We start from the raw sequence: 13,113 nt of genomic DNA on the forward strand, positions 1-13,113 counted from the left end.
CGCGCCCTGACTTCGCTTCTTCTTCTCGGCCTTACGCGCGGTTGCCGGGTCCTTTGAGGAGCGCTCGGCGGCCGTAGAGCCCGCCCGGCCATCGCTCCTCGCGACATATCCCTAAAATCGACAGTATACCCCATAGCGGGTCCGTATTTGTCATCGCCAAGCCGCATACGATCGGTTAAGACGCGGGGCAAATGACGGGAAAGGAAGAGACGAAACATGGACGCGAACAGCCATTCCCCCAAAGGCATGCCCGACGCAGCGGCGAAGTACCGCGCTTACCCGCAGATCAATATTCCCGACCGAACCTGGCCTTCGAAAACCATCACCAAGGCGCCGATTTGGTGCTCCGTCGATCTGCGTGACGGCAACCAGGCGCTCGTCGATCCGATGGGCCACGACCGCAAGGCCCGCATGTTCCACCTGTTGCTGGAGATGGGCTTCAAGGAAATCGAGATCGGTTTTCCTTCGGCATCACAGACCGACTTCGACTTTGCCCGCTGGTGCATCGAGCAAGGCAATGTGCCCGACGACGTGTCGCTGCAGGTTTTGGTGCAGTGCCGGCCGGAGCTGATCACCCGCACCTTCGAGGCATTGGAAGGCGCCAACAAGCCGATCGTGCATTTCTACAATTCCACCAGCGAATTGCAGCGCCGCGTGGTGTTTGCCAAGGATGTGAAGGGGATCAAGGAGATCGCCGTCGATGCGGCCAAGATGATCACCGACATGGCGGCCAAGGCGGGTGGCGGCTATCGCTTCGAATATTCGCCGGAAAGCTTCACCGGCACCGAACTGGAGGTGGCGCTGGAAATCTGCAACGCCGTCATCGACGTAGTGAAGCCGACGCCGGACAACAAGCTGATCATCAACCTGCCTTCCACCGTCGAAATGGCGACCCCGAACATCTATGCCGACCAGATCGAATGGATGTGCCGCAATCTGGACAACCGCGAAAACCTGATCATCTCGCTGCATCCGCATAATGACCGCGGCACCGGTATCGCCGCTGCCGAACTGGCCTTGATGGCCGGCGCCGACCGCGTCGAAGGCACGCTGTTCGGCAACGGTGAGCGTACCGGCAATGTCGATGTCGTCACCATGGCGCTGAACATGTTCACGCAGGGCGTCGATCCGGAGCTGGATTGCTCGAACATCGAGCGCATGAAAGAAGTCTTCGAATATTCCAACCAGATGGCGATAGGCGAACGCCACCCCTATGTCGGCGAACTGGTCTACACCGCCTTTTCCGGCTCACATCAGGATGCGATCAACAAGGGCATGAAGGCCGCCAAGGTCGCCAACCATCCGGTTTGGGAAGTGCCGTATCTGCCGATCGATCCGCAGGATGTCGGCCGCACCTACGAGGCGATCATCCGCATCAACTCGCAGTCGGGCAAGGGCGGCATCGCCTACATCATGCAGCAGGATTACGGGCTCAACCTGCCGCGCAATCTCCAGGTGGAATATCGCGAAGAGATCCAGCGCATCACCGACGAAGAGGGCAAGGAATTGCCGTCCAAGCGCATCTACGACCACTTCATCGAGCGTTACGTGACCCAGTCCGACGCGCGCATCCGCTTCGTCGACCACCACACCTTCGCCGATCCCGAGAACAGGGGGCAGCGGATCGTCGCAGCCGAGATCACCGACAATGGCGAGGTGAAGCGCATCGAAGGCCGCGGCAACGGCCCGATCGACGGCTTCATCAATGCTCTCTCGATCTATCTCGACATTCCGATGTCGGTCGAGGATTATTCCGAGCATTCGCTGCAGCATGGCTCGAATGCCGCGGCAATCTCCTATGTCGAGACCTCCTATCCCGGCGGCAAGCTCTTCGGTGCTGGCATCAATACCAACATCGTCGCCGCCTCTCTCGAGGCGATCGTCTCGGCGGCGAACCGCGTGCTCGATATCCGGGCGAAACAGGGCTGAATTTCAGCCGCATCGCCTAGTGAAGACAAATCCCCTCGATGTCATCGAGGGGATTTTTTTTGTCCACTATCCGTCGTTCAAGACGGGATCATCGTCGCCAATGAAGCCGCCGGATTGGCGTGCCCATAATGCGGCATAGATGCCGTTTTGCGCGAGCAGATCGCCATGGGTCCCGTCTTCTGCGATCCGCCCTTCATCGAGGACGACGATGCGATCCATCCGCGCGATGGTCGACAGGCGATGGGCGATCGCGATGACCGTTTTGCCCTCCATGACGCCATAGAGCGTCTCCTGGATAACAGCCTCCACCTCCGAATCCAGCGCCGACGTCGCTTCGTCCAGCACGAGGATCGGCGCATCCTTGAGGATGGCGCGGGCAAGGGCGATGCGTTGCCTTTGTCCGCCCGATAGCTGGACGCCGCGCTCGCCGACATGGGCATCGTAGCCGGTGCGGCCTTCGTGATCCCGGAGCGTTGCGATAAATCCGCTCGCCGCCGCCTTGTCCGCCGCCGCCATCATCGCGTTTTCGGAGAACCGGGGATCGCCGTGGGCGATGTTATCGCGAACCGAGCGGTGGAGCAGGGCAGCGTCCTGGGTCACCATGCTGATCTGTCTGCGCAGGCTCTCCTGGGTGATCCCGCGAATATTCTGTCCGTCGATTTCGATGGAACCCGCTTCCGGATCGAAGAACCGTAATAGCAGATTGACGAGCGTCGACTTTCCGGTGCCGGAACGACCGACGAGGCCGACCTTTTCGCCGGGTGCGATCCGCAGTGAAACGCCGGCCAGGCCGCCACTACCCTTGCCATAATGATGCGTCACCTTCTTGAAGGTAATACCGCCGCCACTGACTGTGAGTTGGCGGGCATCAGGCGCATCCGTGACGGTGAGCGGTTGCGTCACGGTCAGCAGCGATTGCCGCATTGCGCCGAGGTGACCGAACAGCGACGAGACGGCGTCGAGCATCCATTCCGCCATGCCGGTGATGCGGAAACTCAAGGCGAGTGAGGCGGCAATCAGACCGAGCGGCGCGCTGCCGGCCTGCCAAAGGATCACGGCATAGCCGACCAGGCCGACGATCAGACAGCTACCCAGGAACAGCATGTTCGAATTGACCATGACTTCGAGCTTCTGCACGCGCACGAAGGTCTTGCGGGCAGCGGCGAAGCGCTCCCGTCCTTCACGGTCTTCTTCGGCCGCATTGGCAAAGAGCTTGATGATGTCGATATTGGCATAGGTGTCGACCAACATGCCCGTGAGCGCTGCATAGGCGCCCTGAAAGTCCTCGGACGCTCTGCGAAGCCGCGGGATGACCAACGCCATCAGACCCAGATAGCAGCAGAGCCAGACGAGGAGTGGCCAGATGAGACGCAGATCGATCGAGGCCATGAGCCAGAGCGAGCCGGCGACATAGATTGTCACGAAGGATAGCGTATGCAGCACCGCATAGGCCGCTCCAGTCGCGGAATTGCCGATGTCGCGCACCTGGCTGGCGATGCGCCCGGAAAAATCCTGGCGGAACCAGCCAACGGATTGCCGCAGGACGTGGCGATGGGCGCGCCAGCGAAACAAGGTCTCGGCATTCGGCCGAAATGCGATGTCGTCGAGGCTTTCCCTGACATAGCCGGCAAGCGGCCGTCCAATCAGCACAAGGGCGGCGGCAGCCAGCAATTCGGTGCCATGGGATGCCCAAAGTTGATCCGGCCGAGCGGCTGCCAGGATATCCACGAGCTGGCTGGTATAGCCGATGAGCCAGATCTCGATCGCCGCACCGATGACGGTCAGGGCAAGGCTCATTGCCATGACGAAGCGGAACGGATGCAGGTTGCCCTTCAGATACCGCCATGGATCGGATGGCGGGTTCAGATCGGCATAATGTTGGAACGGATCGACGAGCTTTTCAAAGCGACGAAACATGAGTGCCCTCCAGGGGCGCGAGATGACAGTTTGATGGATGGGCCGAACAAGCAGCCCTTCACGGCACTGCTTTTCAGCGGTGGTTTCCGGTGCCGTGGGTTTTCATCAAACGCTCTCCTCTCAAGTCGCTTGCCGGTTGTATAGCGCATGATGGCGCTAATGTCAGCAAAAATGGCATCCATAGAAAGGCGCTTCCCCCGATATGGGTGAAATCGACCCCGCTATCGTCCATTAAGCTGAATTCCCGGCAGGCGGATCGGCGTGATATTTTAAACTGCCGGCAATCCTATCTGGGGGGAACGTCATGCCACGCGTTGCCAATCTGTATTTCAAGACAGCAATCATCTTTCTGATCATCGGAATTGGAATAGGCCTGAAAATGGCAATTACCGAGGATCATAGCGTCATCGGCGCCCATGCGCATGCCAATCTCCTCGGCTGGGTGACCATGGCACTCTTCGGCGGTTATCATGCGCTGAACCCGCAAAAGGCGGAAAGGCGGCTGGCGATGATTCAATATTGTGTCTACACAGCCGGCGTCGCAGTCCTGGTGCCGGCATTGTATATGATGCTTCTCGGCAATATGGCGATGGAGCCGATCGTTGCGGCAGCGTCGATCGTGATCTTCATCGGCGTTCTGCTGTTCGCCTTCATCATCTTTTCAAGTGAGCAGGCCACGGCAACGATTTCGCCGGCGCGATCTCGCTGATCTTGCGAGAGGAGACGGCAGACAAGTCAACGCCGTCTTCTCGCCGTCAGGGCTTTTGTCCGGAAAGTTCCTCGCGCCGTTTCATCAGGCGTTCGAGCTCTTCCTCCTGCTCGGCGATGCGTGTCGATGCGAGTTCCTCGTCCGCTGCGCCGGAATATGCGGCCGCCTGTTCGATCAACTCGCGGAGATTTTCTCTTATTGCCGCAATGCGCTCGTCAATCTCCGGGATGGTCAACAGAATGTCGGACATGGTCAATCTCCAGGGAATGCGCCCGTCGGCTGAAGCTCCGGGCGCGATGGACTGACTGATAGTATCCTCGGGCTGCATGAAAGTCGCAAGCAGGGCTGTGGCGGCTCAGCTCAAATTTCCGTCGATACCCGGTCGGCGATCTGGTCGAGCATCGCGTCGGAGGAGGGGCCGACGACGGCATAGGCGGTGCCGTTGCGATGCCAGGATACGATGCTCACATCATCCCTGATGGTCTCGTCAAAATTGCCGTCGTCGGCGACCCCTTCATCTTTCATGAAACAGATGGCGATGACGTCGCCGTCGAGGTCCTTGTAGATCAACTGACCGGCCGGTTTGCCGGTGGCAATGAACATGCGCGCGCCTTGGAAGACCAACCCATCGGCGGCGAGATCCGGCACGTTGAATTTCACGCCGACGGTCCCCTTCAGCCATTGGATGATCTCGTCGGCTTCAGTCGCCTGTACTTCGACGACATGGCGAGGCTGATGCGCATAGATGCGGTGATAGGCGGCAATATCGTCCAGCCATGTGCGGCTCGGGGCCGGTGCAGCCGGGGTCGCAGCCGGCGCGCTGGACGGCTGGACGCCGAAGAGATAGCCGATGCCGCCACCGACCACGAAGAGGATGAGAGCGGCGGCGAGCGCCTGGCGACCGGTCGGAGCAAGCTTCAGGGATGGCCGGGAAAGGCGAGGGGCGGGCTCGCGCGGCTTCGGCGCCTGCGCGCTTTTGATGGAGCGCACCAAAGCTAGCGGCACCGGCTCCTTCAGTACCTCGTCGAAAGCCTTGCGGCCGACATCGGAGCCATGCTTCAGTTCATCGAAAATCCGCCGCGCTTCCGGATCGGAGGCGATGAGCCGCTCCAGCTCCTCTTTCTCCTCGCGACTCGTCTCGCCGTCCATAAAGGCGGACAAACGAGTTTCGAGCGGCATTTTTTTCATATCCTGCAATGCTAAAACCTTCGCGGCGAGCGGCTGTGACCTTGAGTGGCGAGGCGAAGGCGGGCGCCGGAAAGCCGGGACGCCACCGTCGACAAGGAGATGCCAAGAATATCGGCCGCCTGTTTGTAGCTATGCCCTTCGACATCGACGAGCAGGAAGACACTGGCAAGTCCTTCGGGCAAAGATGTGACCATCTGATGCGCTTCGCTTGCTTCGACAGGATTGGTACGCATGCCCGGCGTTGCCAGTTCGCCTTGTTCCAAGGCGCTACCCTTGGTGGCAGGCCGCAGCCGATGGCGTCGGGACTCTTCCACCCATTGATGGCGGGCCATGGTGTAGAGCCAGCTTTCGAGCCGGCCGTCATTGTTCCACAGATGGAATTTCGCAATGCCGCGCTGGCAAACGCCCTGCACCAGCTCGTCCGCGTCAGTCAGATCGCCGGCCAGTGTCAAGGCGAAGCGCCGGAGCTTCGGAAGAAGGCCTACCAGATCTCGTCTGATGTCGATGGCGGCTACCGGCGTAGGCATTGTCTTTCCACAGGGGCGTTGAGGGTTGTCGAGCTGCGGTCGTCCTTCGGCAAAAGACGGCCTTTCTTGCGGAAAAAGCTAACTGAGCCGAAGGATCGTTCTGTGTTGGTATGAACCATTTTCGTGCCGTTTCGCAAGTCTTCAAAAAGCGGTTGTGCGCTTCATCTCCACTTCTCACACGATCTTGAGGAATGGGGTTCTCGCACCTGTCTCAATACCTGATTTGACCATTCAGCGATTGCAGCAGCGCGCGATAGGCCCAGGTGTTTTCGCCGCCGCGATCGCGGATTTCAACAAGTTGCACACGCGCCGCCTGCACATCGCCCTGCTCGAGCAGCGCCTGGCCCATATAGGAACGCGCGAGAATGTAGTTTTCGTCGCGCTGGAGGGCCTTGCGATAATAGGTCATGCCGAGCTGCATGCGTCCGGCTTTGCGGTTGGAATAACCGAGATAGTTGAGAATACGGGGATCGTCCTGGTTCTTGGCAAGTTTCAGGACGGTGATGGCGTTGTCATATTGGCCGGCATAGGCGAATTCGCGCGCCGCCTGGAAAAGCTTATCGTCGTTGAAGCCGCTTTTCTGCGGTTTCACGCATTCTTTTTTATCCTTGTCCCAGACCTTGCCGTCAGTACATTTGGTTGTGGTTTTGGTCTTCGGCGGTGGTGCCGTCTCGTCGCCCTCGGAGCCGGCGGCGAGAGCCTGCAGGCTGGCGCCAAACAGAAATCCGACCGCAAGCGCAGTCACGGCCGAACTCTTCATCGCTACACCAAAACCCATTCCATCCTCCTGAAATCCGATGTGAGAATTGTAGCGCCGGATATTCGAAAACGCCACCGAAACGACGGGGCCGCCTTCACAAAATGCCAGAGCTTATGAAGCCAGGATATCGACGCCTTGCTCCTCTACGTCGTCGCCCCGTGCATTGAGGCTGAAGCGCTCGGCCTTGAGCTCCCAGGCGCCGGGATGGCCGTCGATGGTGAAGAGATTGTAGGCAGCGGCCGGCTTCAGCCCGCCGGGACCCTGCGAGGCCGATGCGATGCCGACGACGGGCACCGGGCCGGTCTGCCCCCTCAGCCAATGCAGCGTGTTAAGATGCGTGTGGCCGTGCAGGACGAGTTCCGCACCGCCCGTCGAGACCACAGCGGCGAAGCGGCGGATGCCGATCATGCGCTTGTAAAAGCTGGTTGCGCCTCGGATCGGCGGATGATGGATCATAACAACGCGAAAAAGGCCGGCCTCGCCGGCGGCGCGCAGCATATTGACTGTCTCGCGTGCCTGCCGGGCCGAATAGAAGCCGCTGGCGGCAAAGGGGGGCGTCGCCACCGCCGTCGAGCAGCCGATCAGCGCGACGCGGTCGCGAATGCGCAGATAGGGGAAAATGCGCCGATCCTCCTGCCACTCAGACGGCGCATGGTCGCCCTGGACATATGGATACCAGGCGCGCATGGCCTTCTCATAGGAGCCGGGCACATAGGCATCGTGGTTGCCGGGTACGACGGAGGTAAAGGCAGGGTCGCCGAGCGTCTTCAGCCATTCCGCGGCAGTGCGGATTTCGATACCGCTGGCGAGATTGACGAGATCGCCGGTCACCGCCAGATGATCGGCCTGCTTTGACCTGATGTCGTCGAGCAGAAGATCGAGCGTTCCGCCAAAAAGATGCTTGCGCCGGTTTCGGTGCCAGTTCACAAATCCGGTAATGCGTTTGGAGGCGAGTTCTCTGATCGAAAGCCGAGGCAAGGGGCCTAGGTGAACGTCGGAAATATGCGCGAGCTTGAACATGAGATGAGACATAGCTCAGTCTATTGTCAAAACAAATACATCGGTTTTTCGATGGTGGAACGCAACGGCGGACCGCAGCATGAATGACAGCACTGCTCCCGACGAAGCCCGCGGTTGGCGGGCCAAGCTGTTCGGCCGAATGCTGCACAGCTATTTTGTGCTCACCCGCAGCATGACCATGGGTGTGCGGGCGGCCTGTTTCGACAGTCAGGGGCGGATTTTCCTGGTTCGGCATTCGTATGTCGCCGGCTGGCACATGCCCGGCGGCGGTGTTGAGCGGCATGAGACAGTGGAACAGGCGTTGGCGAAGGAATTGCGGGAAGAGGGCAATCTGGTGATATCCGGCCGGCCGCAGATCTTCCACGTCTACTTCAACAACCGGACCAGCAAACGCGATCACGTCGTCTTCTACCGTGTGGAGGTCGAGCAGACCGTGCCGCGCAAGCCGGATCTCGAAATCGTCGAAAGCGGTTTCTTTCCGCTCGATGCCCTGCCGCCTGGAACGACTAGGGCAACTTACCGGCGGCTGAAGGAGCTGGAGGGCGACGCGCCGCCCTCGAATTATTGGTAGGCCTTGCTGCCTCAAGCCGCCTTTGCCAGCCGCTCCCGGGCGTGCGGGCGCTCGAAATCGAGGTCAGGGCCGACGGGGACGATGCCGGTGGGGTTGATCGTCCTGTGGCTGCAATAATAGTGATTTTTGATGTGCATGAGATTGGTCGTCTCGGCGACTCCCGGGATCTGGTAGAGGTCGCGCAGATATCCGGATAGATTGCGGTAATCCTCGATGCGGCGGATGTTGCATTTGAAGTGGCCGACATAGACGGCATCGAAGCGGGCGAGTGTGGTGAACAACCGCCAGTCGGCCTCGGTCAGCCGGTCGCCGAAGAGGTAGCGGCTTCGTTCCAGGCGCTTGTCGAGCATATCTAGGGTTTCGAACAGGCGAAGCACATTTTCCTCATAGGCTTCCTGCGTCGTGGCGAAACCGGATTTGTAGACGCCGTTGTTGACCGTGTCGTAGACGATCTCGTTCAGCGCATCGATGTCGCCGCGCACGTCCATCGGATAAAAATCGTCCTTCGAGCCGGTCAGGCCGTCGAAGGCGCTGTTGAACATGCGGATGATCTCGGAGGATTCGTTGTTGACGATGGTACCGGTCTTCTTGTCCCAGAGGACGGGAACGGTGACGCGGCCGGAATAATGCGGATCGGCCTTGGCGTAGACCTCCCAGAGCGCCTTTGCGCCGAAGAGGTTATCGACAGTCCCACCATCCCGATCTTTGAACTCCCAGCCGTTTTCCAGCATCAGCGGATCGACGATAGAAACGGAGATCAGGTTTTCGAGCTTCTTCAGCTTGCGGAAGATCAGGGTACGGTGCGCCCATGGGCAGGCGAGCGAAACATAGAGATGATAGCGGCCGGCCTCGGCCTTGAAACCGCCCACACCACTCGGACCCGGCGTGCCGTCCGCGGTGATCCAGTTGCGAAACTGCGAAGCCGCGCGCTTGAAATGACCCTTGGTTTCCTTGGTGTCGTACCAGATGTCATGCCAGGCGCCGTCAACCATCATGCCCATTACTCTGTCCTTTCGGAAATCCTGTCGAGGAACTTGACCTGGAAAATACGGCATGCCGGCGGAATTTCGAGACGGCAAACGATGAACAGTGCGTCACAGACATGATCGCGAAAAGTGCGAAGTGGTTTTCGGACAAGATCATGCCTCAATAACCGGCCGCTCGCATTTTGCATTGGACGAGCCGGGCATTTCCTGCTATCGGGCTTGTCACACTTTGAGGACCACTTGCTATGGAAGCAATCAGAAGCCTGCGACGACGCCGATGATCCCGAACGCTCGACAAGCGTTTTCGAGAACCATCCCGTATGTCTATCTGGTTTCTTTGGTCTAATGCACAAGCACGAATTGGTCTACCTCACTGAGGACGCGTCGCATGACGCTGTCATCGAACTCATCAACGAAGAAGCATTTGGTCCCGGTCGGTTTACCCGTGCCGCAGCGCGGATTCGCGAGCAGGGCGCGCATGACCGCTCGCTCTCCTTCATCTGCGCAGATGATGGCGAGACGATCGCCTCTGTCCGGATGACGCCGGTGCTGGCGGGTTCCGTCAAGGGGCATCTGCTGGGACCGCTCGCCGTCCGGCCTTCCCACAAGAACCAGGGTATCGGCCGCGAGCTCGTGCGGATCGCCGTCGAAGCCGCCAAGCGCGGGGGGTCGGAAGCGGTGATCCTGGTGGGCGATCCGCCTTATTATGGTCCGCTCGGCTTCGAGAAAGTCGCCTACAACGCGCTCGCTTTTCCGGGGCCGGTCGATCCCAACAGGGTACTCGTCGTGCCGATCGCCGCCGACACGCATGCGCGGCTCACGGGCACGATCGCCTGGCGGGACGCGGACATCCCGGTTGTTGTCTCCGATGAGGAAAATGACGATGACGATTTGCCGTTGAGGGCAATCGCCGGCTAACGCCGCGACTTCCACAAGCCATCTGTCGCTTGCCGGCTGCATCGCGCGGGCATCTGTAAAAAGAAGCCTATCGTCCCGTTTCCATCAGCGGGGCGATAGTTTTTTCTGTAGAAAATAGCGGCTGCGTCCGATGGGAAATTCCGGCAGTTCGCCGAAGATGACATAGCCCTGCCGCTGATAGGCGCGCAGCGCCTGCGGATTGAAAGTGTCGATCCAGGCACCTTGGCAGCCGCGGGTGATCGCTTCCGTCTCCGCTGCTTCCAGCAGCTTTCCCGCCATGCCCTGACCGCGCAGCGTTTCCGGCACGAACAGCCACGCGGTGAACAGCCAGCCCCAGGCCGTATAACCCGAAATGCCGCCCATGGTCTTGCCGCTTTCGTCTCGGATCAGAACGGCGAGCGAGCGGCGCTTGGAAGGGCCGACATCGGCGGCGTTGAAGGCCGTCAATCCTTCGCCGATCGCCGCGAGTTCACTTTCTGACGGGGTGTCGGTCACATCGAGTTGCGGCATCATGTTCACCGTCCTTCGCGCCACCACATTGCGGAGAATGCGAAGAGGAGAGCGGCAAGACCGGCGAAGCCTGCAAAGAGCGGCAGGTTGTTGACGCCCTTCAGGACGGTTTCGTCGGTCATGCGGATGGTCAGGCGTTGGTCGTCGGCGATGCGAACGGCGCCGCGCACCGGTAGGATCGGCGGAACGGTGACGCCGCCGCCAGCGCTGGCAACGCGGGTGACAAGCCCCTTGGTCTTTTCTGCCAGGGGCTTCAGCGTTTCCGTCGTCGAGATCATCGCCTTGAATTCCGGCGCGTCGACGGCGCCGACATGCACCAGCGTCGAAAGATTGCCGCTGGTGATCTGGTAAAGGCCGATTTCGCTCATGTGCTTCTGGGCCTGATAGAGGCCCGGCTGCGCCTGTTTCAACTGCAGGGTCTGCGTCTTGCCGGAGGGCGCTTTGACGGTGACGGGGCCTGGATCGTCGCCGATCGTCTGGCGCGTGACTTCCAGCGTACGGCCGGCGGCGTTTGCCGTCAGTGCCTCTTCCTCCAGAGCCGGTTCCTTCAGCAGCCAATGCGCGATGCGGCGATAGAGCGACACATGCGGTCCGCCGCCTTCATAGCCGCGCGCCCAGAGCCAGCCTTCGTCGGAAAGCAGCATGGCGACGCGGCCTTGGCCGACGCGGTTCAAAACCAGCAGCGGATGGTTATCGGCGCCGACCATCACGGTCTGGCCCTGCGGCTTCTCCACATCGACGCTGCGGAACCAGCGGCCCCAATGCGGCGGCTCGGTGTCCGATCCGTCGAGGCCGCGCGTGACCGGGTGCTTGCGGCCCTGTTCCGACAGGCGCGGATAGAAAGGCTTCTCGATCATCTGGCCGGTCGGCTCTGCCGGGAGGACAGAGGATAGCGGCGTCAGCGCGATCGAATTGCCGGCCGCATGTTCGGGACCGGCGGCCACCAGCAATGCGCCGCCGTTTTCGACATATTGGGCCATGTAATCATAATAAATCGTCGGCAGGACGTTGGGGCGGTCCTGGTAACGGTCGAAGATGATCAGGTCGAAAGAGTTGATCTTGTCGACGAAGAGTTCGCGCGTCGGGAAAGCGATCAGCGACAACTCGTTGATTGGCGTACCATCCTGCTTATCCGGCGGACGCAGGATGGTGAAATGCACGAGGTCGACGGAGGCGTCCGACTTCAGAAGATTGCGCCAGGCGCGCTCGCCGGCATGCGGTTCGCCGGAGACGAGCAGCACACGCATGTTCTGGCGGATGCCTTCGATCAGTTGAACGGTGCGATTGTTGATGGGCGTCACTTCGCCGGGGACTTCGGCGACGGCGAATTCGAGCACATTGTTGCCGGCGCGCGGCACCTTGAAGCTGAAGGGCGTGTCCTGGCCGGGCGTCGCCTGCAGCGTGGCGATCTCGTCGCCATTCATCCTGACGGTGACGGCTGCGGTGCCGCCGGGGCTTTTGCCATCATCGACAACGCGCAACACGAGCTGCTGCTCGTCGTTGACGATGCCGAAGCGAGGCGCGCGCACCACCTCGATGCGACGATCGAACTCGTCCGGCTTACCGGTGATCAGCCCGTGGATCGGTGCGTCGAAGCCGAGTGCCTGATTGACGCCGGGAATATCGTGGATCTGGCCGTCCGTCAGGAAGATCGCACCGCCGACACGGGCGGGCGGCACATCGGCGGTCGCTGACGAGAGCGCAGCGAAGAGGCGTGTCGAAGGCGACTCGGATTCGGCGGGTTCGCGCACTTCGACGATACGCGGCTCGATACGCGGGAATTGCGCCAGCCGATCCTTCAGTGCGGCCAGCGCATCGTCGGTCATCTTGATGCGCTCCGGCGTCTCCTGGCTCGGACTGCGGTCCACGATGACGGGAACGATGGTGGAGAGCTGGTCGCGGTCCTCCTGCATCAATACGGGATTGGCAAGGGCGGCGAGCAGGGCCAATGCCGCCAGCGCGCGGATACCACTGCCGCGCATGCGGCGGTAGATCGCGAGCGCGGCGATGGCAAGCGTCAGCACCGCAAGGGCGGCGAGGATGGGCCAGGGCAGGAACGGGGCGAAACCAATATTCAT

General features: G+C 60.6%; 13 protein-coding genes. 4 read left to right on the top strand and 9 right to left on the bottom strand.

The annotated features are described in order from the left end of the window. Positions 1–216 precede the first annotated feature (216 nt). A complete protein-coding gene (gene leuA, locus GGD50_RS25010) occupies positions 217–1,929 on the top strand; it encodes a 2-isopropylmalate synthase (RefSeq protein ID WP_107108694.1) in 1,713 nt (570 codons plus the stop codon). Between the two features lie 66 nt (positions 1,930–1,995). On the opposite strand, the gene GGD50_RS25015 is transcribed toward leuA, so the two are convergent. Beyond that, the gene (locus GGD50_RS25015; RefSeq protein WP_107108693.1) at positions 1,996–3,846 is read right to left on the bottom strand and encodes an ABC transporter ATP-binding protein; all 1,851 of its coding nucleotides are present in this window, start codon (positions 3,844–3,846) and stop codon (positions 1,996–1,998) included. A 304-nt stretch (positions 3,847–4,150) separates the two neighbouring features. Between GGD50_RS25015 and GGD50_RS25020 the strand changes: the two genes are divergently transcribed. Beyond that, positions 4,151–4,555, top strand: coding sequence for a hypothetical protein (locus tag GGD50_RS25020; protein WP_107108692.1), 405 nt, complete (start codon positions 4,151–4,153; stop codon positions 4,553–4,555). 46 nt (positions 4,556–4,601) lie between these two features. Here the strand turns inward: GGD50_RS25020 and GGD50_RS25025 are convergent, their stop codons facing one another. From GGD50_RS25025 to GGD50_RS25045, 5 genes are all read right to left on the bottom strand, one after another. Then, positions 4,602–4,805, bottom strand: coding sequence for a hypothetical protein (locus tag GGD50_RS25025; RefSeq protein ID WP_107108691.1), 204 nt, complete (start codon positions 4,803–4,805; stop codon positions 4,602–4,604). Between the two features lie 110 nt (positions 4,806–4,915). Beyond that, complete coding sequence (locus GGD50_RS25030; protein ID WP_107108690.1) at positions 4,916–5,734, bottom strand: anti-sigma factor family protein; 819 nt, start codon at positions 5,732–5,734, stop codon at positions 4,916–4,918. 20 nt (positions 5,735–5,754) lie between these two features. Continuing rightward, on the bottom strand, positions 5,755–6,270 hold the full coding sequence (locus GGD50_RS25035) for an RNA polymerase sigma factor (RefSeq protein WP_107108689.1): 516 nt from the start codon (positions 6,268–6,270) through the stop codon (positions 5,755–5,757). A 211-nt stretch (positions 6,271–6,481) separates the two neighbouring features. After that, positions 6,482–7,048, bottom strand: coding sequence for a hypothetical protein (locus GGD50_RS25040; RefSeq protein ID WP_107108688.1), 567 nt, complete (start codon positions 7,046–7,048; stop codon positions 6,482–6,484). 93 nt (positions 7,049–7,141) lie between these two features. Continuing rightward, positions 7,142–8,062, bottom strand: a complete 921-nt coding sequence (locus GGD50_RS25045) for a metallophosphoesterase family protein (RefSeq protein ID WP_245407485.1) — start codon at positions 8,060–8,062, stop codon at positions 7,142–7,144. A 67-nt stretch (positions 8,063–8,129) separates the two neighbouring features. On the opposite strand from GGD50_RS25045, the gene GGD50_RS25050 reads away from it, so the two are divergent. After that, positions 8,130–8,621, top strand: a complete 492-nt coding sequence (locus GGD50_RS25050) for an NUDIX domain-containing protein (RefSeq protein WP_107108687.1) — start codon at positions 8,130–8,132, stop codon at positions 8,619–8,621. An 11-nt stretch (positions 8,622–8,632) separates the two neighbouring features. Here GGD50_RS25050 and GGD50_RS25055 read toward each other — a convergent pair whose 3' ends face one another. After that, positions 8,633–9,622: a glutathione S-transferase family protein gene (locus GGD50_RS25055; RefSeq protein ID WP_107108686.1), complete on the bottom strand. Its 990-nt coding sequence runs from the start codon at positions 9,620–9,622 to the stop codon at positions 8,633–8,635. Positions 9,623–9,952: 330 nt separating this feature from the next. On the opposite strand from GGD50_RS25055, the gene GGD50_RS25060 reads away from it, so the two are divergent. Next, a complete protein-coding gene (locus tag GGD50_RS25060; protein ID WP_107108685.1) occupies positions 9,953–10,525 on the top strand; it encodes a GNAT family N-acetyltransferase in 573 nt (190 codons plus the stop codon). 84 nt (positions 10,526–10,609) lie between these two features. Here the strand turns inward: GGD50_RS25060 and GGD50_RS25065 are convergent, their stop codons facing one another. Further along, positions 10,610–11,035: a GNAT family N-acetyltransferase gene (locus tag GGD50_RS25065; RefSeq protein ID WP_107108849.1), complete on the bottom strand. Its 426-nt coding sequence runs from the start codon at positions 11,033–11,035 to the stop codon at positions 10,610–10,612. Between the two features lie 5 nt (positions 11,036–11,040). Further along, on the bottom strand, positions 11,041–13,113 hold the full coding sequence (locus GGD50_RS25070) for a hypothetical protein (RefSeq protein WP_107108684.1): 2,073 nt from the start codon (positions 13,111–13,113) through the stop codon (positions 11,041–11,043).

Origin of the sequence: Martinezella paranaensis (genome assembly GCF_014200235.1) — a bacterium.
In the GTDB taxonomy this organism is placed as follows: Bacteria; Pseudomonadota; Alphaproteobacteria; order Rhizobiales; family Rhizobiaceae; genus Rhizobium; species Rhizobium paranaense.

Coding starts and splice junctions, on each gene's coding strand:
- leuA (WP_107108694.1), top strand. CDS start 217: ATGGACGCGAACAGCCATTCCCCCAAAGGCATGCCCGACGCAGCGGCG.
- GGD50_RS25015 (WP_107108693.1), bottom strand. CDS start 3,846: ATGTTTCGTCGCTTTGAAAAGCTCGTCGATCCGTTCCAACATTATGCC.
- GGD50_RS25020 (WP_107108692.1), top strand. CDS start 4,151: ATGCCACGCGTTGCCAATCTGTATTTCAAGACAGCAATCATCTTTCTG.
- GGD50_RS25025 (WP_107108691.1), bottom strand. CDS start 4,805: ATGTCCGACATTCTGTTGACCATCCCGGAGATTGACGAGCGCATTGCG.
- GGD50_RS25030 (WP_107108690.1), bottom strand. CDS start 5,734: ATGCCGCTCGAAACTCGTTTGTCCGCCTTTATGGACGGCGAGACGAGT.
- GGD50_RS25035 (WP_107108689.1), bottom strand. CDS start 6,270: ATGCCTACGCCGGTAGCCGCCATCGACATCAGACGAGATCTGGTAGGC.
- GGD50_RS25040 (WP_107108688.1), bottom strand. CDS start 7,048: ATGGGTTTTGGTGTAGCGATGAAGAGTTCGGCCGTGACTGCGCTTGCG.
- GGD50_RS25045 (WP_245407485.1), bottom strand. CDS start 8,062: ATGTCTCATCTCATGTTCAAGCTCGCGCATATTTCCGACGTTCACCTA.
- GGD50_RS25050 (WP_107108687.1), top strand. CDS start 8,130: ATGAATGACAGCACTGCTCCCGACGAAGCCCGCGGTTGGCGGGCCAAG.
- GGD50_RS25055 (WP_107108686.1), bottom strand. CDS start 9,622: ATGGGCATGATGGTTGACGGCGCCTGGCATGACATCTGGTACGACACC.
- GGD50_RS25060 (WP_107108685.1), top strand. CDS start 9,953: ATGCACAAGCACGAATTGGTCTACCTCACTGAGGACGCGTCGCATGAC.
- GGD50_RS25065 (WP_107108849.1), bottom strand. CDS start 11,035: ATGCCGCAACTCGATGTGACCGACACCCCGTCAGAAAGTGAACTCGCG.
- GGD50_RS25070 (WP_107108684.1), bottom strand. CDS start 13,113: ATGAATATTGGTTTCGCCCCGTTCCTGCCCTGGCCCATCCTCGCCGCC.